This is a genomic window from Streptomyces sp. CNZ301 (assembly GCF_004217425.1).
In genome coordinates this window covers 4,945,418-4,971,202 of the sequence record NZ_SHLG01000001.1, presented here as the reverse complement: position 1 = coordinate 4,971,202, position 25,785 = coordinate 4,945,418, and the positions used below count along the sequence as shown (strand labels likewise).

At 70.9% G+C, this 25,785-nt stretch carries 23 protein-coding genes; 11 read left to right on the top strand and 12 right to left on the bottom strand.

Features of this window, described 5'->3' with window-relative positions; all coding sequences use genetic code 11:
- Window position 1: 1 nt before the first annotated feature.
- The 3 genes from EV375_RS21485 to EV375_RS21475 are packed head-to-tail and all read right to left on the bottom strand — an operon-like array spanning window position 2 to window position 3,218.
- Window positions 2-937, bottom strand: a complete 936-nt coding sequence (locus EV375_RS21485; RefSeq protein ID WP_486588624.1) for a carbohydrate ABC transporter permease — start codon at window positions 935-937, stop codon at window positions 2-4.
- Window positions 937-1,884, bottom strand: coding sequence for a carbohydrate ABC transporter permease (locus tag EV375_RS21480; protein ID WP_130301005.1), 948 nt, complete (start codon window positions 1,882-1,884; stop codon window positions 937-939). The genes EV375_RS21485 and EV375_RS21480 overlap by 1 nt, the downstream gene beginning before the upstream one ends.
- On the bottom strand, window positions 1,881-3,218 hold the full coding sequence (locus EV375_RS21475; RefSeq protein WP_130301003.1) for an extracellular solute-binding protein: 1,338 nt from the start codon (window positions 3,216-3,218) through the stop codon (window positions 1,881-1,883). The genes EV375_RS21480 and EV375_RS21475 overlap by 4 nt, the downstream gene beginning before the upstream one ends.
- Before the next feature lie 207 nt (window positions 3,219-3,425).
- Here EV375_RS21475 and EV375_RS21470 point away from each other — a divergent pair, with 207 nt between their 5' ends.
- Window positions 3,426-5,783: a beta-xylosidase/alpha-l-arabinosidase gene (locus tag EV375_RS21470; RefSeq protein WP_130301001.1), complete on the top strand. Its 2,358-nt coding sequence runs from the start codon at window positions 3,426-3,428 to the stop codon at window positions 5,781-5,783.
- Window positions 5,784-5,853: 70 nt separating this feature from the next.
- On the opposite strand, the gene EV375_RS21465 is transcribed toward EV375_RS21470, so the two are convergent.
- On the bottom strand, window positions 5,854-6,912 hold the full coding sequence (locus EV375_RS21465) for a LacI family DNA-binding transcriptional regulator (RefSeq protein ID WP_130300999.1): 1,059 nt from the start codon (window positions 6,910-6,912) through the stop codon (window positions 5,854-5,856).
- A 230-nt stretch (window positions 6,913-7,142) separates the two neighbouring features.
- Here EV375_RS21465 and EV375_RS21460 point away from each other — a divergent pair, with 230 nt between their 5' ends.
- Window positions 7,143-8,663 (top strand): FG-GAP-like repeat-containing protein, encoded by a 1,521-nt coding sequence (locus EV375_RS21460; RefSeq protein WP_130300997.1) that lies wholly within the window; start codon window positions 7,143-7,145, stop codon window positions 8,661-8,663.
- Window positions 8,664-8,823: 160 nt separating this feature from the next.
- Here EV375_RS21460 and EV375_RS21455 read toward each other — a convergent pair whose 3' ends face one another.
- Together EV375_RS21455 and EV375_RS21450 are read right to left on the bottom strand one after the other, a co-directional pair.
- On the bottom strand, window positions 8,824-10,353 hold the full coding sequence (locus tag EV375_RS21455; protein WP_130300995.1) for a transporter: 1,530 nt from the start codon (window positions 10,351-10,353) through the stop codon (window positions 8,824-8,826).
- Window positions 10,350-11,198 carry an ABC transporter ATP-binding protein gene (locus tag EV375_RS21450; RefSeq protein ID WP_130300993.1) on the bottom strand — a complete coding sequence of 283 codons (849 nt, stop codon included), beginning with the start codon at window positions 11,196-11,198 and terminating at the stop codon, window positions 10,350-10,352. The genes EV375_RS21455 and EV375_RS21450 overlap by 4 nt, the downstream gene beginning before the upstream one ends.
- A 284-nt stretch (window positions 11,199-11,482) precedes the next feature.
- Here EV375_RS21450 and EV375_RS21445 point away from each other — a divergent pair, with 284 nt between their 5' ends.
- Both EV375_RS21445 and EV375_RS21440 read left to right on the top strand, forming a co-directional pair.
- Complete coding sequence (locus tag EV375_RS21445) at window positions 11,483-11,794, top strand: hypothetical protein (RefSeq protein ID WP_130300991.1); 312 nt, start codon at window positions 11,483-11,485, stop codon at window positions 11,792-11,794.
- 376 nt (window positions 11,795-12,170) lie between these two features.
- Window positions 12,171-12,506, top strand: coding sequence for a YnfA family protein (locus EV375_RS21440; protein ID WP_130300989.1), 336 nt, complete (start codon window positions 12,171-12,173; stop codon window positions 12,504-12,506).
- Window positions 12,507-12,722: 216 nt separating this feature from the next.
- Here the strand turns inward: EV375_RS21440 and EV375_RS21435 are convergent, their stop codons facing one another.
- Window positions 12,723-14,978, bottom strand: a complete 2,256-nt coding sequence (locus tag EV375_RS21435) for an ATP-binding cassette domain-containing protein (protein ID WP_130300987.1) — start codon at window positions 14,976-14,978, stop codon at window positions 12,723-12,725.
- Between the two features lie 56 nt (window positions 14,979-15,034).
- Between EV375_RS21435 and EV375_RS21430 the strand changes: the two genes are divergently transcribed.
- The 7 genes from EV375_RS21430 to EV375_RS21400 all read left to right on the top strand — a co-directional run bounded on the left by EV375_RS21430 (window position 15,035) and on the right by EV375_RS21400 (window position 20,238).
- Entirely contained in the window at window positions 15,035-15,985 is a 951-nt protein-coding gene (locus tag EV375_RS21430; protein ID WP_486588623.1) for a helix-turn-helix transcriptional regulator, read from the top strand.
- A gap of 493 nt (window positions 15,986-16,478) precedes the next feature.
- Entirely contained in the window at window positions 16,479-16,787 is a 309-nt protein-coding gene (locus tag EV375_RS21425) for a helix-turn-helix domain-containing protein (protein WP_486588622.1), read from the top strand.
- Window positions 16,788-16,850: 63 nt separating this feature from the next.
- A complete protein-coding gene (locus EV375_RS29405; protein ID WP_207228203.1) occupies window positions 16,851-17,180 on the top strand; it encodes a hypothetical protein in 330 nt (109 codons plus the stop codon).
- A 102-nt stretch (window positions 17,181-17,282) separates the two neighbouring features.
- Window positions 17,283-17,999, top strand: a complete 717-nt coding sequence (locus EV375_RS21415; RefSeq protein ID WP_165434789.1) for an ABC transporter ATP-binding protein — start codon at window positions 17,283-17,285, stop codon at window positions 17,997-17,999.
- 5 nt (window positions 18,000-18,004) lie between these two features.
- A complete protein-coding gene (locus tag EV375_RS21410; protein ID WP_130300983.1) occupies window positions 18,005-19,528 on the top strand; it encodes a hypothetical protein in 1,524 nt (507 codons plus the stop codon).
- Window positions 19,509-19,742, top strand: a complete 234-nt coding sequence (locus EV375_RS21405) for a hypothetical protein (RefSeq protein WP_165434788.1) — start codon at window positions 19,509-19,511, stop codon at window positions 19,740-19,742. The genes EV375_RS21410 and EV375_RS21405 overlap by 20 nt, the downstream gene beginning before the upstream one ends.
- Window positions 19,711-20,238: a hypothetical protein gene (locus tag EV375_RS21400; RefSeq protein ID WP_130300981.1), complete on the top strand. Its 528-nt coding sequence runs from the start codon at window positions 19,711-19,713 to the stop codon at window positions 20,236-20,238. The genes EV375_RS21405 and EV375_RS21400 overlap by 32 nt, the downstream gene beginning before the upstream one ends.
- A gap of 75 nt (window positions 20,239-20,313) precedes the next feature.
- On the opposite strand, the gene EV375_RS21395 is transcribed toward EV375_RS21400, so the two are convergent.
- From EV375_RS21395 to EV375_RS21375, 5 genes are all read right to left on the bottom strand, one after another.
- Complete coding sequence (locus EV375_RS21395) at window positions 20,314-21,486, bottom strand: serine hydrolase domain-containing protein (RefSeq protein ID WP_130300979.1); 1,173 nt, start codon at window positions 21,484-21,486, stop codon at window positions 20,314-20,316.
- A complete protein-coding gene (locus tag EV375_RS21390; protein ID WP_130300977.1) occupies window positions 21,483-22,457 on the bottom strand; it encodes a glycoside hydrolase family protein in 975 nt (324 codons plus the stop codon). Before EV375_RS21390 ends, EV375_RS21395 begins: the two co-directional genes overlap by 4 nt.
- A gap of 57 nt (window positions 22,458-22,514) precedes the next feature.
- Window positions 22,515-23,339: a carbohydrate ABC transporter permease gene (locus EV375_RS21385; protein WP_486588621.1), complete on the bottom strand. Its 825-nt coding sequence runs from the start codon at window positions 23,337-23,339 to the stop codon at window positions 22,515-22,517.
- Complete coding sequence (locus tag EV375_RS21380; RefSeq protein ID WP_486588620.1) at window positions 23,336-24,277, bottom strand: carbohydrate ABC transporter permease; 942 nt, start codon at window positions 24,275-24,277, stop codon at window positions 23,336-23,338. Before EV375_RS21380 ends, EV375_RS21385 begins: the two co-directional genes overlap by 4 nt.
- A gap of 79 nt (window positions 24,278-24,356) precedes the next feature.
- A complete protein-coding gene (locus EV375_RS21375) occupies window positions 24,357-25,721 on the bottom strand; it encodes an extracellular solute-binding protein (protein ID WP_130300975.1) in 1,365 nt (454 codons plus the stop codon).
- Window positions 25,722-25,785: the final 64 nt, after the last annotated feature.

Sequence of the window (25,785 nt, the reverse complement as noted above, 5' to 3'; positions counted from 1 at the left end):
GCTACTTGCCGCCCAGCCCGGCAAGGCCGGCGACGATCCAGCGCCGGGCGAGGACGTACGCGATGAAGACCGGGGCGGCGGACAGCAGGACGGCCGTCATCAGCCCGGGGATGTTCACGCCGTACTCGGTCTGGAAGTTCCAGAGGTTGAGGGTGAGGATCTGCTGCTCCTCGGACTGGGTGAGGATCAGCGGGAACAGGAAGCCGTTCCACGCCTGGAGCGCCGCGTAGATGCCGACGGCGACGATGCTGCCGCGGGACATCGGGATGACGAGGGACCACAGCGTGCGCATCGGGCCGGCGCCGTCGAGCGTCATGGCCTCGTAGTTCTCGGCGGGCACGTCGCGCAGCGAACCGGCCAGGATGAGGACGGCGAAGGGCAGTCCGAAGGCGACGGTGGGCAGGATGATCGCGGGCTTGGTGTCGTACAGGCCCATCCGGACGATCATCAAGTAGACGGGGATGATGACCGCTTGGGCGGGGATGGCGAGCCCCAGCAGGAAGACGGAGAACGCTCCGGCGACGAAGCGGCTGGTGGAACGGACCACCGCGTACGCGGCGGGCACGGCGCACACGAGGGTCAGCACGACACTGACGACCGTGACGATCACGGTGTTGACGAACGCCCTGGTGAAACCGCCTTCCAGGACCGTCGTCAGGTTCTCGGGTGTCAGCTGACGGGGCAGGCCGAGCGGCCCGTTGTCGAGGAACCCGTCACGGCTCTGCACGCTCCAGCTCAGCATGCACCACAGCGGGACCAGGACGATCGCCAGCCAGACCAGCGACGCGGCGCCCCCGGGGATGTTGGCGCGGTGGAGCAACGAGCGGAGGGCGCCGGCCCGTTGGGCGCTCCCGCCGCTGCTTCCCGTCCCGGGGCCGGGCCCCTGGCCGGACGGGGTGCGGGTCTCGCCGGACGTGGCTGCCGGGGCGGTGGCCATCAGATCCCCTCCAGGGTGGAGCGCATCCTGCCGAAGCCGCTGAACCGGACGATCAGCAGGGACAGCGCCGTGCCGAACAGGACGAGGACGGTGGCCAGCGCGGAGGCGGGCCCCATCTCGAAGCTCTTGAAGGCCTGTTGGTACATCCGGAACGGCATCGACTGGGTGGCCGCGCCGGGACCTCCGTCGGTGAGGATCAGGATGGTCTCGAAGGTCGTCATCGTGCCGACGATCATCAGGGTCGACGAGGTGACGACGGTGTTCCGCAGCTGCGGCAGCGTCACGGACCAGAACTGCCGCAGACGTCCGGCGCCGTCGATGGTGGCGGCCTCGTAGAGGTGTGCGGGGACGTTACGGGCGGCGGCCTGGTACATCAGCATGTGGAACGGCACGAACTGCCAGGCGCCCACGGCGACGATGGCCAGCAGGGCGCCGCCGGAAGTGCCGAGCATGTTGCCGCTGGGCACGCCGATCCACGGGCCGATGGTGCGGGCGAGGCCGAAGTTGGGGTCGAGCAGCGCCTTCCAGACCAGGGCGGTCGCCGCGCCGGAGAGCAGCAGCGGCAGGAAGGCGAGCGCGGAGGCGACCGCACGCCCGCGCTGTGCGCCGGCCGCCCACACGCCGAGGAGCATCGCGAGCGGCGTCTGCACCGCCCAGCCGGCGAGCGTGAGCACGACGGTGATCCGCAGGGAGTGCAGGAGGCCGGGATCGGTGATGAGTTCACGCCAGTTGGCGAGTCCCGTCCAGCGGGGATCGCCGAGGCCGTTCCAGGTCGTGAAGGAGAGCCAGCAGACGAGGACGAGCGGTACGAGCGCGAAGACTCCGAAGACGAGCACGGCCGGAACGGCGTAGAGCGCGCCGGGCCGTGCGGCGTTGTCGGTGTGCGAGGCGGCGCGTGTGCGGCCGCGGAGCGCGGGGCGGGCGGGCGCCGGTGCCGGGGCGGTCACTGGATCAGCTCCATCGCGTCGACGAACTGCCGCGGGGAGAGCTTCTCCAGGAAGATCTGCTGGAGGCTGGAGAGCATCGCCTCCTTCACGGCGGGGAGCATCGCCTGGTCCCAGGAGAGGGTGAAGTCGGGGGCGTCGGAGACGATGCGGTAGACGTACAGCGCGAAGTCCGGGTCGGGGGCGAGGTCGCGCAGCCGGTCCTCGAGGCCGACGGCGGCGGGAACGTCACCCGCCTTGATGAGGGCGTCGATGAAGGGGCGCGCGGCGAGTTGGGTGCCGACCAGGTCGATACCCGCGTCGATGTCGGAGCTTCTGGCGTTGACGGACAGGTAGTTGGTGTTGTTTCCGACCAGGGCGCGGGGATCGCCCGTGCCGCCGGGGATCTCCGGAAAGGACACCCAGCTCAGACCCTCCTCGGTGAAACGAGTGTGGTCGTTGCGCAGGTTGGAGTACTCCCATGAACCCATCAGATGCATGGCGGCACGGCCCTTCGCGAAGAGTGCGCTGGCCCCGCCCGAGCCGTAGCTGACGGATCCGAATGCCTGGCCGAAGGCGCCGCGGCGGACCAGCTTCTGTATCCGGTCGAGGGCTTCCTCGATGGCGGGGTGCCGCCAACTGTCGCGCTCTCCCGCGAATATCTTCCGCAGCGGGCCGGAGCCGGTGAGCCGCATGGTGATGCATTCGAGCCACATCAGCTCGCACCAGCTTTCCGCCCCGGCGAGCGAGACGGGCAGGACGTCCGCGTCGACGAAGGCGTCCACGACGTCGAGCAGTTCGTCCCAGGTCCGGGGCGGGCGCAGGTCGTGCTCGTCGAAGAGGGTCTGGTTGCAGAAGAGGATGACCGGCTGCATGCCGCGCACGGGCAGCCCGAGCGGTTCGCGTCCGTCGACTCGGGCGGCCTGGAGGGCCGCGGGGAGGAACGCGTCGCGCCACCGGGTGTCCTTGCCGAAGCGGTCCGCCAGGTCGACCACGAGTCCGGCGTCATGGTAGGGGCGCAGCGACTCGCCGCCCCAGCTCCAGAACACGTCCGGCCCGTCCGAAGTGCCCATGGCGATGCGGAGCTTCTGCGTGTAGCCGGTGTTGGGGAACGGCGTGAGCTTGGCGGGCACGGGGTGGCTGCGCCGGAGGCGGGCGAGGGCGGCGCGCTGGATCTTGTTCTGCACGGGGTCGGTGAGGGTCCACACGTCCAGACCGCGGGCTTCTCTTCCGGTGCCGAGGCCCAGGGCCGAGCAGCCGGTGAGGGGGGCCGCGCCCATGCCGGCGGCTCCGATGCCGGCGAGGCCGGTCAGGAAGCGACGCCGGCTGTGGGCCGGTCGCGTCGCCGTGTCTGCCATGACGCCTCCGCTCAGAAACTTTCGGTGAATCCCGAAATCAAGAGGTTGGCGTGGAACCTAGAGCGGGCACCGCAGGGCCGTCAATAGCCGTGCAGGAGTTGGACGGCGTGACTTCGGCCTGCGGCAGAGCGGGAAGCTCCTGGCATAGAAAGTTTCCGAAATCATCGAGTAGCATCCGCTGCATCCGCTCCACTCGACGAGGTGACGATGGAACAGAAAGCGCACCACTCGGGCAGCCCGGACGACCACGGCGGCACGGCGCCGTGGCGCGACACGCGGCTGACGGCCGACGTCCGCGTCGCCGACCTGATCTCCCGGATGACCCTCGACGAGAAGCTGGCCCAACTGGTCGGAGTGTGGGTCGGCGCCACGCACGACGGGCGGGGAGTCGCCCCGCACCAGGACGACCTCGCCGGGGAGTCGCCGTCCTGGGAGGAGCTGATCAGGGACGGACTCGGGCAGCTCACCCGCGTCTTCGGCACGCGACCCGTGACACCGGCCGCCGGCGCGAAGGCACTCGCCGCGAGTCAGCGCGAGGTCATGGCGGCCAACCGGTTCGGCATCCCCGCGGTGGCCCACGAGGAGTGCCTCGCCGGTTTCACCACGTGGGGCGCGACGGTCTTTCCCGTACCGCTGGCCTGGGGAGCCAGCTTCGACACGGCGCTGGTGCGGCGCATGGCACAGGCCGTCGGGCAGAGCATGCGCGCGGTCGGCGTGCACCAGGGGCTGGCGCCGGTGCTGGACGTCGTACGGGACGCGCGCTGGGGCCGGGTCGAGGAGACCATCGGTGAAGACCCGTATCTCGTCGGCGAGATCGGCTCCGCATATGTCTCCGGGCTCGAATCCACAGGGATCATCGCCACGCTCAAGCACTTCGCGGGCTACTCGGCAAGCCGGGCCGGGCGCAACCTGGCGCCGGTGAGCATGGGGCCGCGCGAACTGGCCGACGTGATACTGCCGCCCTTCGAGACCGCGCTGCGCGAAGCGGGCGCCCGCTCGGTGATGCACGCCTACACGGACACCGACGGCGTGCCCGCGGCCGCCGACGAACGCCTGCTGACGGAAGTGCTGCGCGAGGAGTGGGGCTTCGAAGGGACCGTCGTCGCCGACTACTTCGGGGTGTCGTTCCTCGAACTGCTGCACCGCACCGCGGGCAGCCCCGGTGAGGCCGCCGTCCAGGCGCTGACGGCCGGCGTGGACGTCGAACTCCCCACCGCGCGCTGCTACGGGCGGCCGCTGGCCGAGCAGGTGCGCGAGGGCATGGCGGACGAGTCGCTGGTGGACCGTGCGCTGACGCGCGTCCTGCGGCAGAAGTGCGAACTCGGCCTGCTCGACCCGGACTGGAGCGCGGGTCCGCCGGTGCGCGAACCCGATCTCGACCCGCCCGAACACCGGCGGATCGCCCGGCAGTTGGCCCGGGAGTCCGTCGTACTGCTGGCCGACGACGCCGGGCAGCTGCCGCTGATGACCCCCGGACGGGTCGCGGTCGTCGGGCCGCTCGCCGACGACGCCCTCGGACTACAGGGCTGTTACTCGTTCCCCGCGCATGTGGGCGTGCGTCATCCGGAGTGGGACATGGGCGTCGCCGTGCCGAGCGTGCTCGAAGGCCTGCGGGAAGGGCTGGGCGCGCGTCAGCTCACCCACGAACAGGGCTGCCCCGTCCAGGAGTCGGACCGGTCCGGGTTCTACGCGGCGGTGACTGCCGCACGGGAGGCCGACATCTGTCTGGCAGTGCTGGGCGACCGGGCGGGGCTCTTCGGACGCGGCACCTCAGGTGAAGGCTGTGACGTACCCGACCTGTCGCTGCCCGGGGTGCAGTCCGAACTGCTGGAGGAACTGCTCGACACCGGCACACCGGTGGTGCTGATCGTGGTCAGCGGGCGTCCGTACGCGCTGGGCGCGGCAGCCGGACGCGCGGCGGCGATCGTGCAGACCTTCTTCCCCGGCGAGGAGGGCGCGGCAGCGCTGACGGACGTGCTGACCGGCCTTGCGGACCCCTCGGGCCGACTGCCGGTCGGTGTGCCGCGCACGCCCGGCGGGCAGCCCTCCACCTATTTGACGGCACCGTTGGGGCGCGCCAGTGAGGTGAGCGCGCACGACCCGACGCCGCTGTTCCCCTTCGGGCACGGGCTGTCCTACACGCGGTTCGGCTACGGGGAGTTGACGCTGAGCAGCGAAGAGGTGCCGGCCGACGGCGAGTTGGAGATCTCCTGCACCGTGACCAACACGGGCGAACGGGCCGGCACGGAGGTCGTGCAGCTCTACCTCACCGACCCTGTCGCCCAAGTGGTCCGGCCATGGCGGGAGTTGGCCGGGTTCGCGCGGCTGGAACTCGCTCCGGGCGAGAGCCGCCGCGTCACCTTCGGCCTGCACACGGACCGCACCGCGTTCACCGGGCGGGACGGGCGGCGGGTGGTGGAGCCGGGCGTCGTCGAAGTGCGGATCGGCCGGTCGAGCACCGACACGCCGCTGGAGGGCGCCTTCCGCATCACCGGCACGGAACCGCGCGCGACCGGTCGCGACCGCGTGCTGCGGACCTCCGCACGTGTGACGAAGTGCCGCTGACCCGGAGCCGGGCGGCCCTCTCGGCCGGTCGGCCGGCCGACCCGTCCGGCGGCCGGTCGTCGCCCGTCCGTCAGTTCTGCCGGGGAGGAGCCGTGCTGTCGCGCACGACCAGCTCCGTGGCCAGCTCCAGACGGCGCGTGTCGAAGGAACCCGTCTCCAGGTAGCGCAGCAGCATCCGCATCGCCTGCGCCGCCATCTGCGCCACGGGCTGCCGGATGGTCGTCAGCGGCGGTGAGGACAGCCCGGCCGCGGGCAGGTCGTCGAACCCGACCACGCTCAGGTCCTCCGGAACGCGCAGCCCGAGGCGTCCGGCCGTGCGGTACACGCCCAGCGCCTGCTGGTCGTTGCCCGCGAAGATGGCGGTGGGCGGATCCGGAAGGGAGAGCAGTTCGCGTGCCGCCTGCTCGCCGCGCGGCGCGTAGAAGTCGCCCTCCGCGACGAGCGCGTCGTCCACGGGGAGGCCCGCCGCCTGCAGGGCCGAGCGGTAGCCGTCCAGCCGGGCACGGCTGCACTGCAACTCCGGCCTGCCGCCGATGAGTCCGATGCGCTCGTGGCCCAGCGAGATCAGATGCTCGGTGGCGGTGAGCGCGCCGTTCCAGTTGGTCGCGCCGACGGAGGCCACGTGGGGGTCCGGCTGGCCGACCGGGTCGATGATGACCATGGGGATGCCGAGCGCGCGGATCTGCTCGGCGTGGGCGGGCCCGAGTGCGGTGACGGCGAGGATGATCCCGTCCGACCAGCGCGCGGTGAGGTTGTCCAGCCACCGCCGTTCCTCGGTGGTCTCCCCGTGGATGGCGGAGACGACGGTGCCGAGTCCGGACTCGTGCGCCACCCCCTCGACACCGCGGATGATCTCCACCGACCATTCGCTGTCGAGGTTGTTGAAGACGAGGTCGACGAGCCGCGCCTGACCCTCGCGGCGCTTGGTGCGGCGCGCGTACTGGTGCTTGGCGAGCAGCCGTTCGACCTTGCTGCGCGTCCCGGCGGCCACGTGCGCGTGCCCGTTGAGCACCTTGGAGACGGTGGGCACGGAGACCCCTGCTTCGCGGGCGATGTCGCTGATGGTGACGCGTTCCCCGCGGCCGCGTCCCCGTTCCGCGCGCTCGCCTGCCGTGTGCGGTGCGGCCACGTTACGGACCTCCTGTGACCCCGATGCTTCTGCTCGCCGTCACCCTAACCGAGACGCTAGGAAACCTTTCGTAGAGCTTTCTCGCACGCCCGCCCCCGCATGCGACGGGACGGCGGCGCGCGGCACGCCCGCAGTCCGGCCGTCCGCACTCGGTAGCCGTCGCGTGCAACCGTCCCGGAGCCCCGGGTGTCTCCTGATGCGAATGGACTGGACAATTGGAGGACTTCCGAATGACACCCTTGAGACGCCCCGACGTCACCGGCACCCGTGGAAGACGGGCGGCGCGCGCCGCCGCCCCGCTGGCCGCCGCGCTGCTGGCGGCGGGGGGCCTGACGGCCTGGACGCTCACCCCGGGGGAAGCGCACGCCGCACCGGCCGAGGCCGCGTCCCCCGCGGACGACCTCAACGGCGACGGTCACGCGGACCTGGTCACCGGCGCCCCGGGAGGCACGGTCTCCGGCAAGGCCCAGGCGGGCTACGTGGCCGTGACGTACGGCTCGGCGGCCGGGCTCGACCCGTCCCGCAAGAAGCTGGTGAGCCGTTCCACGAGCGGAGTACCCGGGTCGGCCGCCGCCGGGCAGCAGTTCGGCAAGACCTTCGCCACGGGTGACCTGGACGGCGACGGCTACGGCGACCTCGTCATCGGCTCCGACGACGCCTCCTCCGGCGGCGTGATCCTGTGGGGCTCGCCCTCCGGCCCGAGCGGGGGCACCGCGCTGGACGGGTACGGATGGACGCCGAAGACCGGCGACTTCGACGGCGACGGCAAGACCGACCTGGCGCTGTTCGGCGACGCCGACGTCGAGGGCGACGACCCGGTGACGCAGCCGGGTGCGCTGTTCAAGGGCCCGATATCCCGCGACGGTTCACCGGCCGAACGGCTCGACTTCATGGACAGGTCCGAGTGGTGGGGCTACGGCGACGACGGCCCGGGCTGCGCTGAGGACGACTCGTGCGTGGACGGGCCCTCCTCCATCAGCGGCCCCGTCACGGCCAAGGCCGTCGGCGACGTCAACGGCGACGACCGTCAGGACATCGTGATCTGGCAGTACGAGGGCGACGGTGTGTGGGGGAACCACATCCTGCTCGGCGGCGAGGCCGGCTTCACGACGGGCGCAGTGGGCGGGATCGGGTCCGTCGGCGACGAGAGCGACGCAGACGTCGGAGACGTGGACGGCGACGGGCACGACGACGTCGTGCTCGGCAGCAACGGCACGGACCAGAAGGTCACCGTCGTCTTCGGCTCGCCCTCGGGCCCGTCCGGCGACCGCACGCAGTCCTTCGACCAGAGCCTGCCCGGCTTCTACGGCGCGCAGGAGGACGGCGACCGCGTCGGCTCCTGCGTCGCCGTTGCCGACGTCACGGGTGACGGCCGTGCGGAGGTCGCCCTCGGCATCAGCGGGGAGGACTTCGGCGGGCTGAACGGCGCCGGGTCGGTCGCGCTGCTGCACGGCAGTTCCTCCGGTGTCACCGGCACCGGCAGCCAGGTCGTGCACCAGAACACCGCGGGCGTGCCCGGGGTCGCCGAGACGGGCGACGAGTTCGGGGCGGCGTGCACCCTCAAGGACGTCGACGGCGACGGCCACCGCGACCTGAACGTCTCCTCGACCAAGGAGAACGCCTCGGCCGGAGCCGACTGGTCGCTGCACGGCACCGGCGAGGGTCTGACGACCGAGGGCGCGGCGGCGTTCGGCCCCGGCGACGTCGGAGGGCCCGTGACCAAGGCGCGCTTCGGCAGCTTCCTGCGCTGAGGGCGTCCCCCGCCGGGTGCGGGCAGGTCCGGGCCCCGGACCTGCCTGCCCGGCGGGGACAGCCGGACCTGCCTGCCCGGCCGAGGCAGCCGAAACGGCCGGGACGTACCCGGGGCCGGGACCCGATCCGGGCCCCGGCCCCGGGACGTCGACCGGTGGCTCAGCCCCGGCTGACGGCCGTGAGGATCTCCGGGAGACGGGATGCCACCCGCGGTGCCGCGGCCCGCAGGACGAGGGCGGGCGCGGCGATCCCGTAGAGAAGTCCCGCGGGCAGCACGGTCCACAGCCACGCGTGCCCCCCGGACAGGTGCAGCCAGATCGTCAGCGCGACCAGCGGCGAGCACAGCAGGACACCGATGATCATCCCGCCGAAGATGCTGAGGTAGGCGAGGGACCCCTGACCGGGCGCGACGTTCTTGTAGCCGCTGTCCTGCGGAATGGAGTACGGGAAGCGGTACGAGGTGAAGACACCGGTCGCGAGCAGGACGCCGAGCAACCCCAGCGCCAGACCGAGCACTTCGGGGATCTTCCGCCACTCCCCCAGGAACGCGGAGCAGACCACCGCGACAGCCGCGACGTAGGGCACCGCGATGAGCGCGATGGCCAGCATCCGGCCGCGCATCTCGACGTACGCTTCGCGCGCGGAGGAGATCGTCGAGGCCACGAGCCAGAAGCCCGAGTAGTCCTGCCCGAACTGGTTGTACATCTGGACGCCGAGCAGCCCCGCCACCCAACAGGCGTTGTACGCGCTTCCGTTGCCCTGGGCCGCGAAGACCACCGGTAGCAGTGCACCCACACCGAGCGACGACGCCCAGCCCACTTTCGTCTTCGGGTCCCGCCAGGCGTAGCGCAGGCTGCGCAGCATCACCGCGCCGGTGCGGCCCGGGGGCAGGAGGCCCGCGAGCCCCTTGCCGCCGGCGCGTCCGCGGGTCTTCTCCGGTGCCGTGGCGGCCTGGACGGTCGAGGCGTCCGGCGAGGTCATCAGCCGTTCCAGGCTGCGGTACCACCACCACAGCAGCACCGCCAACGCGGCGGCGGACAGGGCGACTTGGGCCGACGCGGAGCCGTACGCACCCTCGCTCGCCGACTGGACGGCCGCCACGGCCGAGGCGGGCGGAACCCAGGCGAGCACGCCTGCCACGGCCCGTGCCAGCGCCAGGCACACGAGGACGGCCAGCGGAAGGGCGAGCACCGCGGCCACCGTCCCCGCGACACCGTGCGCGAGGGCGACGACCGTGCCGGCCACGACAAGGACCGTGAACAGCGGGCCGATCCCTACCAGGGAGGCGACGAGCAGGCCCGGCATGAGACGGCGGGCCCGCAGCGGCAGCATCACCAGCCGCGTCGGGTCGAGGGTCTCGTCGCCGCCGGGGAAGAAGACCGGCATCACCGCCCAGCCGAGCGCCATCAGGGCGGCCAGCGGCACGACAGCCGCCGCGGCGTGCTCGCTGCCGCGCAGCAGGACCATTCCCAGCAACTGCCCCGTGCCGAGCAGCAGTACGAGCACGAGGGAGAGAACGAAGGCGACCGTGCGGCCCGATGACCCGCGCAGCCCGTTCCGCAGCAGGGACAGCTTCAGGCGCGTGAACGTCCATGTGACGGACGGCGGAGCGGCGGACTGCGACGCGGCGGAGGGCGGGGCGGGCGGCGGGGCGGCGAACTGCCGGGCGGCGGGCTGCTGGGCGCTCACTCGGCACCGTCCCTGCGGCCGCTTCCGCCACCCAGCCAGTCGAGGCCGTCCCCGGCGGCGGCACGCTCGTGTGCCCCGACGAGGTGCAGGAACGCCTCGTGCAGCGAGCCCGCCGGGCCCCGTACCTCCGCGAGCGGCCCGTGCGCCCGGATGCTGCCCACGGCCATCACGGCGACCCAGTCGCACAGCGACTCCACCAGTTCCATGACGTGGCTGGAGAAGACGACCGTCGCACCGGAGCCGGTGTAGCGCTCGAGCACACCCCGGATGGTTTCGGCGGAAACCGGGTCGACGCCCTCGAACGGCTCGTCCAGGAAGAGCACTTCGGGGTTGTGCAGCAGAGCGGCGGCCAGCCCGATCTTCTTCCGCATGCCGGTGGAGTAGTCGATGATCAGCTTGTGCTGTGCGCCCACGAGGTCGAGCGTCTCGAGCAGCTGCGTCGTGCGCCGGTCCACCTCCTCGCGGGGGAAGCCGCGCAGGGCGCCGAGATGGGTCAGGATCTCGCGCCCGGACAGCCTCTCGAACAGGCGCAGCCCTTCGGGCAACACCCCGATCCGGGACTTGACGTCGACGGGATCACGCCACACGTCGCGCCCGCTCACCTCGACGGTGCCGGAGTCGGGACGCAGCAGGCCCGTGATCATGGAGAGCGTGGTGGTCTTGCCTGCGCCGTTGGGACCGACCAGACCCACGAATCTCCCCGCCGGAAGGTCGAGGTCGATCCCCTCGACGGCGACCTGCCCGCCGAAGCGCTTCCACAGCCCCCTCACCCGCACCGCTGCGGCGGACCCTCGGCTGTCGGGGGCGTCGGATTGCTGCTGTGGGTCGTGCAGTGTCACGGGCATGCCTCTTTCGGTTCTCGGCGGGCGCGCTTCCGGGACGGCACCCGGGCACCGCTCCAGGTGCGGCACCCCTGCGGACTCCCCGTCGACTCCGCAGAAACAGCGCCCTCTCCTCCGCGGCCGCCGACGCCGCAACGCCGCCTGCCGCTGCCGTCGATCCAATCAGCAACACCGAAGCGCGGGCAGACCCCGGGGGGAAGAGCCGGCCTCCTGGCCGGGGTGGTCGGAGCAGCGGTCCGGGCGGGCGCTGGTGGGCCCGGCAGATCGACCCCGCTACGATCGAACGCATGTCCGAGTACCCGCGCGATGTGCCACGCCTCCGCATCATCGAGCGGTACCTGCTCACCCAGCTCGCCGCCGTGCAGCGCGCCATCGAACGAGCGGAGAACGGCACGCCCGAACCCTCCCCTCCCCGCGCCGGCTGGTCCATCCAGTGGCGCCGCGCCCGCGTCGGTGAGATCCGTGTCGGCATCCTGCACCGCGCGGACTGCATGCTCGCCACCGGCGAACCCCTCGACGCCCGGACCGTCCAGGCCCAGCGGCGAAAACAGGGCCGGCGCGTGGAACCCTGCGACGCCTGCCACCCGAAGTTGCCCTGACAAAGGGGCCGTTGACATCCGCGCGCCCGAACCGGCCGACCGTGAGGGCCTGCGGACGGGCGGCCGCAACGACCCGGCCCGGCCTTAGGTCCGGGGCGACGGTCTAGCGTCCTCACTGTGAGCACGAGGCGGATCTCCCAGCTCGCCGAACGCTCCGTCGTCCCGGCGGCCACCCTGCGGTCGGGGACATCGCCCCGCTCGCCGCGTCCGGGCAGCAGTGCTGCCCGTTCGTCGAACTCCGCCTTCATCTCGGCGGGCCGCGACTCCACTCGGAGGCCCGGGCCGCTGCTGAGGACCCCCGCCTGCTCACCGAACTGTCCGGCCCCTCACGCCCGACCTCACCGTCCGCTCTCTTCCCTGCCACAGGAGGACCGCTGTGCTCGTCGCCCGTTCCGTAGCCCTCTTCGCCCTCGCCGCACTCTTCGAGATCGGAGGGGCCTGGCTGGTCTGGCAGGGCGTCCGTGAGCACAGGGGATGGGTCTGGATCGGCGCCGGAGTGATCGCCCTCGGCCTCTACGGCTTCGTCGCCACACTTCAGCCCGACGCCGACTTCGGCCGCATCCTGGCCGCCTACGGCGGTGTCTTCGTCGCCGGCTCGCTCGCCTGGGGCATGGTCGCGGACGGCTTCCGCCCGGACCGCTGGGACGTGACCGGCGCACTCGTCTGCCTCGCCGGCGTGGCCGTGATCATGTACGCGCCCCGGGCCCACTGACCGCCGGCCCTGCCCACCGCAGAGGCCACGTCGCCGATCCTGAAGACCGCCCACGCTCCCGCGCTGAGGGCACGCTACGGCGCCGGCGCGGCCGCCCGGGTTCCGTGCCTGAGGACTCCGCTCCCCCAGCGCCTCTTCGGCACCCTCCCGCGCCGCGCGTACCGCCTGTCCCGCTGAAGCGCTCCGTCCTCCGGGAAAGCGGCCCCGGTCAAGGTGTCAGCCGCCGGCCGGGGCCGCGGGGCCGTGCTCGCGCAGCGCCCGGGCGGTGGCCGTCCCGGTGATGCCGGCGACGGGCCCCTGGTAGAGGATCCGCCCGCCGTGCCTGCCGGGGCCTGGGCCCAGGTCGAGCATCCAGTCGGCCCGCCGGACGACGTCGAGGTTGTGCTCGATCACCACGACGGTGTGCCCCTGGTCGACAAGCCCGTCGAGGAGACCGAGCAGGGTGTCGATGTCCCGCAGGTGCAGGCCGGTGGTGGGCTCGTCGAGGACGTAGAGGGCCGGGGCGGTCGAGTCGCGCAGCTCCTTCGCGATCTTCACGCGCTGGCACTCGCCTCCGGAGAGAGCCGTCAGCGGCTGCCCGAGGCGGAGATACCCCAGTCCGACCTCGTCGAGGTGGCGCAGCGCGATGACGATCGCGGGGTCCGGGAGCCGGTGGACGGCCTCGCTGACGGTGAGGTCGTCGATGTCGGCGATGGACAACCCGTCCACCGTGTACCGCAGAACCTCGGGCGAGAAGCGGCGTCCCCGGCAGGTCTCGCAGACCGTTTCCTGCTCCTCCATGAAGGCGAGGTCGGTACGGATGACCCCGAGCCCCTTGCAGTCCGGGCAGGCGCCCTGCGAGTTGGCGCTGAACAGGCCCGCGGCGACGTGGTTGCGGCGGGCGAAGAGCCTGCGGACGGGGCCGGCGATCCCGGTGTAAGTGACGGGCGTCGAGCGGCGGTTGGTGCTGACCGGCCTCTGGTCGATGACGAAGGCATCGTGCCGGTCGGTCAGTTCGCCCGCCAGACTGCTCTTCCCGGAACCGGCCACGCCGGTGAGGACGGTCATCACGCCGGTGGGGATGTCCGCCGTCACGTTCTTGAGGTTGTTGCGCGTCGCGCCGGAAACGGTGATGTGCCCCCGCGGCGTGCGCGGATCGTCCTTGATGCTCCGCTGCCGTCTCAGCGCGGCCGCCGTGGTGCTCCCGCCCCGGCGCAGCCCGTCGAAGGTGCCCTGGTAGACCAGCGTGCCCCCGTCTTCGCCAGCGCCCGGCCCGACCTCGATGACCTGGTCCGCGACGGCCATGACCGCCGGGTCGTGCTCGACGACCAGGACGCAGTTGCCCTTGTCACGCAGCTGCACCAGCAGCTCGGCCATGGCGGAGACGTCGTGGGGGTGGAGCCCCACGGTGGGCTCGTCGAACACGTAGATCATCTCGGTGAGGCTGCTGCCCAGGTGCCGGAGGGTCTTGATCCGCTGCGACTCGCCCCCGGAGAGCGTCGCGGTGGGACGGCCGAGGTGGAGGTATCCGAGCCCGATGGCGACCATCGCACGAAGCCGGTCTGCCAGCGCCTCCACGACCGGCGCGACGCTCGCCCCGGTCACCCCCTTGATCCGCTCCGCGAGTTCGCCGGCCTCCATCCGCGCCATCTCACCGATGGTGTGGCCGAGCACCGTGGCGCTCCGGCTCTCCTTGCGCAGACGGTCCCCGCGGCAGTCCGGGCACACCTCGGAGCGGGTGAACTCGGTGAGCGTCTCCTTCTTGCGCTGCGACATGTCGCCGGAGCCGCGCAGGTAGATGCGCTCGAACCGCCCGACCAGGCCCTCGTGGTCCCCGGGGAGCCTCTTCGCCACCGCTCCGGCGGCCCGGGCTCCGTACAGCAGCGCGTCCCGCTCCTCCCGGCTCCACTCGCGCAGCGGCTTGTCGAGCGGGAAGACCCCGATGTCGGCGAAGTTGGAGTACCAGTACCCGCCGACGCCGAACCCGGGCAGCCGCACGGCGCCCTCGCGGAGCGACCTTCCCGGGTCGAGGAAGCGGTCGACGGCGCCGGCCACGACCTCGCCGAGGCCCGAGCAGGTGGGGCACATGCCGGCCGGGTCGTTGAAGGAGAAGCAGGTGGCCTCGCCGACGTGCGGAGTGCCCACCCGGGAGAACAGAAGCCGCAGATACGTCCAGATGTCGGTGACGGTGCCGACCGTGGACCGGGCACTGCCGCCCAGCCGCCGCTGGTCGATCACCACCACCGGGGAGAGCCCTTCGATGTGGGCGGTCTCGGGACGGGCCCACTTCGGCAGGCGGTTGCGGACCCAGGGCGGATAGGTCTCGTTGAGCTGGCTGCCGGCCTCGGCGGCGATCGTGTCGAAGACCAGCGACGACTTCCCCGAACCGGAGACACCGACGAAGACCACGATCCGGCCGCGGGGCACGTCGACGTCCAGGTGCCGCAGGTTGTGAGTGCACGCCCCGCGAATCCGGATGCTCTGCTGCGCCATGACCAGGACCCTAGGACACGATGCGGCCGGAAAATGGCCGCAATTACGATGCCCTCGTGGCTGACGTGACGCAAAGGACCCTCGCGCTGCTCGTGCTGCTGCAGTCGGGAAGGCGGTTCACGGGCGAGGAGCTGGCGACCCGGCTGGACATTCCCCCGCGCACCCTGCGCCGCGACATCGGCCGGCTGCGCGGCTACGGATATCCGGTCGAGACCCAGCCGGGGCCGGGCGGCCACTACCGGCTCGCGGCCGGGCAGACCATGCCTCCGCTGGTGCTCGACGACGAAGAGGCCATCGCCACCCTCCTGGGGCTGGCCGCGCTCGGCGCGACCGGCAGCGCGAGCGAGGGCAGCATCGACGAGGCCGCGGTCCGCGCCTACGGCAAGTTGGACCAGTACCTGCCCAAACGGCTGCGCCCCCGGGCGGCCGCCCTGCGCGCCAGCCTGGAGACGATGCCGACGCCCGCGCCCAGCACCAGCGCGGAGACCCTCAGCAGACTCGCCGAGGCGATCGCGCACAAGCAGGCCGTGACGTTCCACTACGTGGGGGCCCACGGGAAGGCCACCACCCGTTGGGTCGAGCCGCACCGCCACATCCACCTGCACCAGCGCTGGTACCTGCTGGGCTGGGACACGGACAGGCAGGACTGGCGGGTCTTCCGTCTCGACCGCGTCACCGAACTGCGGGTGCACAGCCGCACGTTCACGCCGCGCCCGCTGCCGGCCGGCACCGGCCTCGACTACCTGCGGGAGGGCATGAACCGCTACCGCCGGCGCGTGGTCCTGACCCTCGACGCCCCCATGACAGCGGTGGCCGACGCGTTCAACCGCCAGGACGTCGACCTCACCACGGCGGAGGGCGGCCGCACCCGCGCCGTTCTCATGCTGGACTCCTGGCAGTGGCTGCTGCCGGCCCTCGCCTTCCTCGACGCCGACGTCACCATCGAGGAACCCGAGGAATTCCACACAGTCTTCCACCACTTCGCCGCCCGCCTCGCGGGCGCCTGAACGGTCCCGGAGACGGGACTCCGGCCGCCCGGTTGCAAGCCTCAACCACGAAGAAAGGCAAGCGGGTTCAGCGCCCGCTGCCGCCCGGCGGCCCCCGCATCGACCGTGGCTCGTTCGCCCCCGGCCAAGGCGCCAGGCCGGTCGAGGAGCCAGGCCCGGTCAACGGACCAAGAAGACGGCTGAAAGTGGCCACCTGAGCCGAAAAGCAGTCACGCCACCCGACAGGTATCAGCCACTTCCGGAACGGGCACATCCGCACCCGGTCATTCCGCTTTCATGGATCTTCACACGATGTCCTTGCAGATTCACAGTCCAGTCATGATTCCGGCGACTGATCCCTCGTAGTCGAATAAGCGCCAGCTCACTTGGCTCCATTGCCCGCCGTTCAGGCCGCACTTACGGTAAGCGCTGCGCAAGGGGTTCTGACCATGCCGACCAGGTCATACGCGGCCGGACGCACAGGCGCGTGACCGCAGCCACGGGGGATCGGGAATTGGAACTGCCATCGGACAGACGCGATGATCACGCGGGGCACCACGTCTGCTGCGGAGGGATCAGCTTTCCGCCATGGGTGCGCGACGCGGACCTGTCCCTTCTGACCGCCCGTGAGCGCGAAGTCCTCGTCGCGTTGGGCGACTGCCTCTCGAACTCCGTCATAGCGGGCCGCTGGCACGTGGCCGAGCGAACGGTCAAGAAGCATGTCGCCGGCGTCTTCACCAAGTTGGAGATCTCCTCTCGCGCGCAGGCGGCCGTCATCGCGAACTACCGGAAATGCATCGAGCGGTGCCCTTCAGGACACTAGCCCCATCGGTCATGAGCATGACATTTTTCACCGGGTCAACATCAACCCCAGAGGAGAAGAACTGTGTCTGCGTCAACTCTCGTACGGGAACCCGGTACCACCGAGCCGGTGAAGTCGAAGTCCGGAAGCGCGCGCACGTCCGCATCGATCGCTGCGTACGTGGCTGCGACCACCGCGCCCGAGCGCGCCCTCGCGTCGATCAGAGCCAAGGTCGACAAGGGGCTTCTCCGCTACGACGCCTGGTTCCTGATCTTCACCGCCGTCATCCTCGGACTGGGCGCCACCATCTACGCCGGGCTGGTCATCTGGTGCGTGGTGTACCAGGACAAGAGCTTCACCGGCAGCTGGTCCTTCAAGGACTTCGGCCTGAAGGTCAGCGCCGAATGCGTGTAGCCGCCTGACGGCTGATTGCAAGGTGTCCAGGAAGCCCAGGCAGCACCCGGGCTTCCTGGACACCACCCCGGTTGACGGACTCGGTAAAGGATCCCCGCGACAGTGTCTCTCCTGAATGTCAACGACGTCAGTTACTCCTACGACGGCATTGTCAACGTCCTCCTGGACGTTTCCCTCACGGTCGAGGAAGGCACGATCGTCGGCCTCGTCGGGCCCAACGGTTCCGGCAAGTCCACGCTGATCAAGAACATCTTCGACCTCGTACGTCTTCAGTCGGGGTCCATCCGGATCGGCGGCCACGAGCACGCACGGCCCGAGGCGAAGAAGCTGGCCATCTACCTTTCCAGCAACGACTACCTTCCCGAGTTCCTCACCGCACGCGAGTACATCTCCATGATGGGCAAACTGTTCGGCCTCGACGTCGACCACGGTGAAGCCCTCGGCCTGTTCCGCAAGTTCGCCATGGAAGGCCGCTACGACGACCTCATCGAGGACTACTCGCACGGCATGCGCAAGAAGACGCAGCTGGTGTCCGCGCTCGTCGTCCGCCCGCCGCTGATCGTCGTCGACGAGACCCTCAACGGCATCGACATCGAGGCGCTGCACCTCGCCGAGAAGGAGTTCAGGAGGGTCCGCGACGAGGGCGGCTCGATCCTGCTGTGCACGCACGACTTCGCCGTGCTGGAGCGCCTCGCCGACAAGACCCTCTTCCTCGACCTGGGCTTCGTGGTGCGTGACGAGCAGACGAAGGACCTGGTCGAAGAACACGGATCGGTCGCCGCCATGGTGTTCGACTACCTCGAGACGTCGGAACGGTGACCGGCGTGCGGCTGAAGCACTCGGCTGTCCTGGCCCGGATGCTGCTCGTGTTCTTCCTCCGCCGGGTGCTGCGAGCCGGATTCCTCAAGTCCACCCCGGTCAGAGTGTTCGTCGTGGTGGCGGCGGTTCTGCTCCTGGGCGCCATGTGCACCGCCTCCTACTACTTCCTGCGGCCCATGGCCGGCGAAGCGGCCGTGTGGCGGCTGCTGTTCGACACCGCGACGGTGTCCATCCTTCTGTGGGTGCAGATCGCCTTCCTCCTGGTGAAGGTGCTGTTCATCAACGCCGAAGGAATGCTCCAGCTCAGCTACCAGCTGCCGGTCACCAACCGGGAACGCTCAGCGGCGTTCCTCCTCTACGAGGCGGTGATGACGGCCGTGGTGGCCGCCGCCGGCCTGGTCTCCCTCTCCGTGAGCGCCCTGATCATCCTCGGGCCGTCCGCGAGCGGATACATCACCGCGTCGGTCGTTCTGCCCGTCGTCCTGGCCTACCTGGGCCTGTCCGTCCTCTACCAGCTGCTGACCCGGCTGTGGATGCTGCTGGGGCTCAGCAGGATGGCGGGCATCCTCAACGTGCTGGCCCTGTTCGCGGTGCTCGCTTACTACTTCGCGCAGATGACGCCGATGATCCGGGACGTCTCCGGCGCGTACCTCCGCAAGCGGACCGAATACACGTGGGTCACCTCGGTGTCCTGGGCGTGGAACGAACACGGGCCCTGGCTGACGCTGGCCGCCGCGGCGGCGCTGTCGTCCGTGCTCGTGGCGCTGGTCTTCGCGCTCGCCCCGAACCAGCATGTACGTCAGGCCCGTTACTTGAAGCTCCCCGGAAGCGTGCGGCTGCGAGGAGTTCTCGGGCCCTACGACTGGTGCCTGCTGCGCAGCGCCCAGACAGTGGCCGCCGCCGCGATGGCGCTGGCCGTGTTCGCCTACCTGCTGACGACCGGATCCTCGGTGCACCCCCTGTGGGGTCTCGCCGCCCTGTCCTTCGGCGGCCTCTACCAGTTCACGGCCACACGGCAGTTGAGGGCGCTGCCCGGCGCGCAGGAACCGGCCTGGCGGGTCTATGTGCGGCTCATCAGGGCGCAACTGGTCCTGCTCACCGTGTTCGCGGTGCCCGCTCTCGCGCTCACAGTCGCGGTCTTCCCGCACCGGTTCCTCTCCGGCGCGGTGGCGCTGGCGTCCTGCGTGGGCGGAGCGGGGGTGACCACGTGCATCAGCATCGTGTTCCCGGCGGAGAAGGACAACCCGTTCTCGGTGTTCCTGGGGCTGTCCGTCTTCATCGTCGTTCTCGGCCTGTCAGTCATCGGGCTGGGGCTGCTCAGTCTCCCGCCCTGGGCGGTGATCGTCTGCCTTGCGGGGGGCGCCGTCGCGTTCGTCTGGTACGCGATCCAAGGAATCCACACAAGCGAGTCGAGGAGAAGGAATGATCAAGGCCATGTCGGTAGTGAAGTCCGCCATAGGGGCCGCGCTGCTGACGCTGGTCACCGCAGTGGTGACCCTGCTCAGCCTTATGTTCTCAACGGGCCCTGACCAGATCGTCGAACGGAAGGCGTTCTTCGGGTCGATGGTCTTCGAGACGGCGAAGAAGGACAACGGGGCGCTGGGCATCACCACGGGCGTCGACAACCCTGTCCCGCTCATCGTCCTGTTCCTGGTGCTGACCGCCTTTCTGACGGTGACCCACGCTGTTTACCGGGGGTTGAAGCAGCGCCGTGAGCAGCTCCTCAACGCGTCCGGCAGATGACCTGAAGGTCCGCACCGTCGCCTGGGCAGTGGCCGCGCAGGTGTGGCCCCTGCTGGCGTTCGTCGGCGTCCTCCTGGCCGCGGCCCTGGTCTGGATGGCGCGCTCCGGCGACTCCGTGCCGGCGACGATGGCGTGGGTGCTGCTGGTGAAACCGGCCGCCCTGGGCTTGGCGGCCGCGTTCGCTCTGCACGAGTCGGCGCACGTCGTCGTCCTCAAGCGGATCCGCACGGTCACTCACATCGCGATCGAGCGCACGGCGTTGCGCACGTCGGTGGTCCCGGAAGGGACCATGACCGCGCGGCAGGCGGCGGCGGTGGCCCTGTCCGGGCCGTGCGCCTGCTTCGCGGTGGGCGCAGTGCTGTGGCTCTCCGGCCTCGACCGCTCCCTGTCCTGGTGGTACCTCGCGCACATCGTGTTCCTGCTGCCGTTCTTCGGCGACGGCCGAGCCCTCTGGCACAGTCTGCGCGCGGACGACCGGGCGGCGGACGGACGGTGACGGCCGGGGCGGGCCCCCGCATCACGGGCCTCGGCACCACTGGCCTCGGCACCACGGGCTCCCGCACCACGGGCCTCAGCACCCCAGGGTCTCGCGCAGCGCGTCCACGACACCGGTGGCCCGGTGGTCGTCCACCGCCTCCATCTGGTTGGTGAGGAAGGCGAAGCCGACACCGGCACCGGGCTCGGCGAAGGCGACCTGACCGCCGGCCCCGTCGTGGCCGAAGCCGCCGGGGGTGAGGTAGCGCCTGGCCTCCGAGTCGAGTTGGAAGCCCATGGCCCAGCGCGGCCACGGCCCCGGCACATCGAAGACGGGGGCTCCCTCGGTCTGCACTTCCAGCGCGCTCTCCAGGGTCGTCCCGTCCAGAAGGCGGACGCCCTCCGTCTCGGTGACCGTCGCCGACCAGATGGTGGCCAACGCCCGTGCGGTCGCCACCCCTCCGGCGCCGGGTATCTCGGCGGCGCGGACGGAGGGGTCGTTGAAACCCCCGTCCGGCGTGACCAGTTCGGCGGGGAAAGCGCCGCCGAGTGTCATCGCCCGGCCCGGCCAGTCCGGATCGTCCGGGGTGCGGGCGTCCGCCTGCCCGGCAAGATGCTCGATCAGGCCGGCTCCCGCCCAGAGGTGGGCCACGCGCCCGTTCAGCCGTTCCGGCAGTCCGATCCAGGCGTCGGCGCCGAGCGGTCCGGCGACGGACCGGGCGAACGCCTCCCCGACCGACAGGCCGGTGATCCGCCGTACGACCTCGCCGATCAGCCAGCCGTGGGTCAGCGCGTGGTAGGCGTACCCGGTGCCCGGCTCCCAGAGCGGCTTCTGCTCCGCCAGGGCCGCGGTGACGGTGTGCCAGTCGAGCACGTCGGACGGTGAGAAGTCGCGGCGGGGCGCGGAGAGCCCGGAGCGGTGGGCGAGTATGTCCCGCACCCGGATGTCCCCCTTGCCGGCCTTGGCGAACTCCGGCCAGTAAGCGGCGACGGGGGCTTGGTAGTCGAGCCGGCCCTGCTCCACGAGCTGCGCGGCGACGAGGGACGTCAGCCCCTTCGTGATGGAGAAGATCACGCTCGCCGTGTCCCGCTCCCAGGGGCGTCCGGTGCGGGGGTCCGCGACGCCTCCCCACAGGTCGGCCACCAACTCCCCGTGGTGACGGACCGCCAGCGCCGCCCCCATGCTCGGGTTGCCGTCGAATGCCCGCTCGAAGGCGCGGCGTAGGGGCTCGTAGCCGGGGGCCGTCCGGCCGCGGATCACAGAGGTCATCGGGGCTCCTGGGGGCGTGCGACGGTCAGTTGCCCGTCGGGCGACCAGCCGAGGGGAAGGGGGTCCGCTATCCGGCCGGCGAAGTCGGTGTCCGGGCCGGTGTTCTCGAACGCGAGCAGGACCCACCGCCCGTCGTGGGTGCGCACGGCGCGCCCGCTGTAGAGGTCCTCGCCGGTGAGGAGGACCGCGCGCCGGACGGGCACGGGACCCGCCGGATCGTCGACCTGAACCGCCCAGATCCCCCCGCGTTCCCCGCGGGCGCGGCGTTCGCCCACGACGTGCCGGGTGTCGCAGGAGAAGAGCACCGCGTGCCGGCCGTCGACGGTGACGGTCTGCGGGACCTCCAGGTGGGCGAAGCCCGCTCCCGGGGAGCTGAGCGGCTCCCGGACGGTCCATTTCTCCAGGTCCGGGGAGACGGCGTGCCCGAGGACGCCGCGGTCGAGCGGGTCGCCGTGCCCGGCGCGGGCGGTGATCAGCATGTGCCAGCCGTCACCGCCGGGGTCGGCGAAGACCCAGGGGTCGCGCCAGGCTTCCTCGCGCCAGGCCCCGTCCGGCAGGGTCTCGTACCGGTGCGGGTCGGCGGTGAGGAGGGCCGCGGGGTCCTTGGTCCAGGTGTGCAGGTCGGCGGAGGTGGCGACGCCGATGGACTCGATGTTCGCGTCGGAACCGGCCTCCGGGAAGCGGGCGCCCGTGTAGAACATCCGCCACAGCCCGTCCGGGCCCCGGACGACGCTGCCGGTCCAGGTGGCCGTCTCGTCGTGGTCGCCGGGGCCGCCCGGCCCGAGCACCGGCCCGAGATCGTCCCAGTGACGCAGATCGGTGGAGACCGCGTGGCCGATGGTGGCGTTGCGGTGCCGGAGGTGCTGGTCGCCGAGGGAACGCGGAGCGTGGAGATAGTAGAGGTGGTGGAGGCCGCCGCTGTCGGCGAGCCAGAAGTCCCAGACCCAGTGGTCGTCGAGGGCGAAGGTCACGTGTGCTCGTTTCGGTGGTCGCGGGGGTGGTCGCGGTAGCGCGGGGGTCTTGAGCGGTCAGCTCTTGACGGCGCCGGAGAGCAGCGCTTTGACGAACTGGCGCTGGAAGATCAGGAACACGATGATCACGGGTGTGATGACGATCAGCGCACCCGCGTTCAGCAGCGGAATGCTCAGCGAGTACTGGCCCTGGAAGAACGTCAGCGCTCCCGCCGCCGTCCGGTCGAGCGGGTTGTCGACGAGCACCACCGGCAGCAGGAACTGGTTCCACGTCCACAGGAAGTAGAGGATCGCCAGCGCGGACAGGGCGGGCGCCGCGAGCGGCAGCTGTATCCGGCGGAACTCCTGCCAGATTCCCGCGCCGTCGACGCGGGCGGCCTCCGACAGCTCCCTCGGGACGTTGACGAAGTGCGCGCGCATCCAGAAGACGCCGAACGGCATGAACAGGCCGATCAGCGGCAGGATGACCGCCCACCGGGTGTTGAGCGTCCCCAGGGCCTGCGACTGGTAGTAGAGCGGGATGATCAGGGACTCGAACGGGATGGTGAGCCCGAGGACGAGGAAGATCAGCACGGCTCCGCCGCCCCGGACCCGCAGCGAGCCGAGGGCGTAACCGGCGAGGGTGGCGGCGAGCAGGCTCACGGGCACCACTCCGGCCACGATCAGCAGGCTCGACCTCATGAGCCTGCCGACGTGGCCGGTCTCGAAGGCGACGGCGAAGTTGCCCCACTGCGGGTCGGTGGGCCAGGCGAGCCCGGTCGGGTTGACGTCCGCCGGCTGGAGCGCCGCCGAGGCCATGTTGAGCAGCGGCAGCAGCGTCAGCACCAGGGCGAGGACGAGGAGTACGCGGCCGGTCAGGGCCTCGGTGCGGCTGGTGTTCACCGGTCGTCCGCCCGGGCGAGGCGCTGGACCGGCAGCACACAGGCCACCACGAGGATCATGAGCACGATGCCGAAGGCCGAAGCGAGTCCCACGTCGCTCTGGGTGAACCCGATCCGGTAGATCGAGATGCCGGGGACGAGCGTCGAGCGTCCGGGGCCGCCCTGGGTCGAGGTGTAGATGATGTCGAATGTGCTCAGCGCGGCGATCACGCTGAGGGTGACGAGGACGGCGATCTCCTGGCGCAGCCCGGGCAGCGTGATGGTGAAGAACTCCCGCCACCAGCCGGCTCCGTCGATGCGGGCGGCCTCGTAGAGCGAGCGGTCGATCTTCCCGATCCCGGTCAGCAGGAGAACGGTGCACAGACCGGTCAGCACCCAGGACCCGATCAGCCCCACCGCGGGCAGCGCGGTGCTGTAGCCGGACAGCCAGGGGCGGGCGATCCAGTCCAGGCCGAAGGCCCGGAGGATCACGTTGACCGCACCGGTCTGCGCGTACATCCAGGACCAGGCGATACCGGCCGCGGCCAGCGGGATGACCTGCGGGAGGAAGAGGATCGTCTGGGACGCCCGCGCGAACGCGCCCGAACGCTGTGACCGGATGAGGGTCGCCAGGGCCAGACCGGCCCCGACGGGGATCACCGTGAAGAAGACGAGCAGCACGAACGCGTTGCCGATCGCGCCCAGCAACTCCGGGTCGGTGAACACCGTGGCGTAGTTGCCGAGGCCCACCCAGGTGGCGCGGCCGACGCCGTTCCAGTCGTAGAACGAGTACTGCACGCCCATCACCAGCGGCCAGACGACGAAGCCGATATAGGCGCCGAGGGCGGGAAGGAGCAGCAGCCACCCGCGCGCCGCCCCGGACCGGGGGCCCGTGCGGGGCACTGCCCGGCGGGGCCGTGCCCGGCCGGCGTCCCGCACGGGGCCCGGCCCGCCGGTCACTCCGGCCCTCCCCGCGCGGAGGGCCTCGTCGGCCCCGGCGCGGCCGGCCGCGGAACGGGGCGGCGGGCGGTGCCCGTTGTCATCGCTTGCCGACCTCCTTCTCGTAGAAGGTCTGCACGCGGCGTACGAACTCGTTGCCGCTGATCTTGCCCGTCACCAGGAGCTGGGACTCCGGGATGATCGAGCCGGAGTAGATCCCGGCGGTGGTGTTCGCCATGAAGTCCACCTGCCCGTTCTCCTCGACGATCCGCCCCGACATCTCCAGCGCCGACTCGGCGAGCGAACCCGCCTCGGCCTTGGGCTCGGGCAGGGAGGGGTCGCCGCCGGCCGAGGCACCCGAGACGTCGAGGACTGTCTGACGGGCCCTCTTGTCGGTGTGCACCCAGTTGAGGAAGTGGACCATCTCGTCCTTGTGCGGGGACTTCGCGGCCACGGAGAAGGAGTTGGCGGCGCCCATGGCCACGTGCTTGTCCCCCTTCTTCACGGGCGGCACCAGGAAGAACGCCACGTCGTCGCCGAGCGCCTTCTGGTACTTGGCGGCCTCCCAGTTGCCGTTGAAGGTGAACAGGCCCTTGCCGTCGGAGAATCGGCTGACGAAGGTGAAGTAGTCGACGGAGTTGACGTCCTTCGGGAAGTACCCGGCGTCCGCCCACTTGCGGATCAGCTCCGCGCCCTTCCGGTTGCCGGGGGTGTCGTAGCTCGCGCCGGGCTTGTTGTACATCCAGGAGAGGAACTCGTCCTTGTCGGCGTACTGGTTCATCGCCGCCTGGACGACGAAGTTGACCACTCCGTCCTTGTCGCCGGCGACGAGCGGGGGCACGCCCTTCGCCTTGGCGGTCGCCATGTCCTTCTCCAGTTCGGCGAGGGTCGCGGGCGGTTCGTCGATGCCGAGCTTCTTCGCGAGCTTCAGGTTCATCAGGACGCCGGTGACGCTGTAGCCCAGGCCGAGCTGGTAGAGCGGGCCGGAACCGCGGACGCCGTCCTTGTTCATCCGGAGCGGTTCGAGCTGGGCCTCGGGCCAGGAGTCCCAGCCGTAGGCCTTGTAGTAGGGGTCGAGGTTGGCGAGCAGGCCGTCCTTCACGGTCTCGCCCATGGTCGGCAGGCGTATCAGGTCCGGCGGGTCGTCACTGGCCAGCAGCCGGGGGGCGTTGGCCGTGAGGTTCTGGAAGGTGTCCCGGTTGATGTCGAACGTGATGTTCGGGTGCTGACGCGTGAACTCCTTCGTCAGCTTGTCCGTGAGCGGGAACCCGGTCTCGTCGGCGATGGTGAGCTTGACCTTCTTCTTGGTCAACTCGGTGCTGACATCGGAGGCGTCGGGCGTGTCCGACGAACCATCGCCTCCGCCGGGGGCGCAGGCCGCGAGGACCAGTCCCGTGGTGACGGCCGCCGCGATCGCGGCCGGGGCGCACCGTGCGCGGCGGCGTCGCCCGCCTCTGTCTGCCATGTCGACTCCTTCCGCGGAGCGGTGGGCTGTCGCGGGGTGGGAGACGGCCGTCCTGCGGCGTCCA

Bases quoted from the DNA above. Each gene is read 5' to 3' on its own strand.
- EV375_RS21405 (WP_165434788.1), top strand. From the start codon at position 19,509: ATGTTCTCAACGGGCCCTGACCAGATCGTCGAACGGAAGGCGTTCTTC.
- EV375_RS21395 (WP_130300979.1), bottom strand. From the start codon at position 21,486: ATGACCTCTGTGATCCGCGGCCGGACGGCCCCCGGCTACGAGCCCCTA.
- EV375_RS21445 (WP_130300991.1), top strand. From the start codon at position 11,483: ATGTCCGAGTACCCGCGCGATGTGCCACGCCTCCGCATCATCGAGCGG.
- EV375_RS21460 (WP_130300997.1), top strand. From the start codon at position 7,143: ATGACACCCTTGAGACGCCCCGACGTCACCGGCACCCGTGGAAGACGG.
- EV375_RS21375 (WP_130300975.1), bottom strand. From the start codon at position 25,721: ATGGCAGACAGAGGCGGGCGACGCCGCCGCGCACGGTGCGCCCCGGCC.
- EV375_RS21435 (WP_130300987.1), bottom strand. From the start codon at position 14,978: ATGGCGCAGCAGAGCATCCGGATTCGCGGGGCGTGCACTCACAACCTG.
- EV375_RS21450 (WP_130300993.1), bottom strand. From the start codon at position 11,198: ATGCCCGTGACACTGCACGACCCACAGCAGCAATCCGACGCCCCCGAC.
- EV375_RS21470 (WP_130301001.1), top strand. From the start codon at position 3,426: ATGGAACAGAAAGCGCACCACTCGGGCAGCCCGGACGACCACGGCGGC.
- EV375_RS21475 (WP_130301003.1), bottom strand. From the start codon at position 3,218: ATGGCAGACACGGCGACGCGACCGGCCCACAGCCGGCGTCGCTTCCTG.
- EV375_RS21485 (WP_486588624.1), bottom strand. From the start codon at position 937: ATGGCCACCGCCCCGGCAGCCACGTCCGGCGAGACCCGCACCCCGTCC.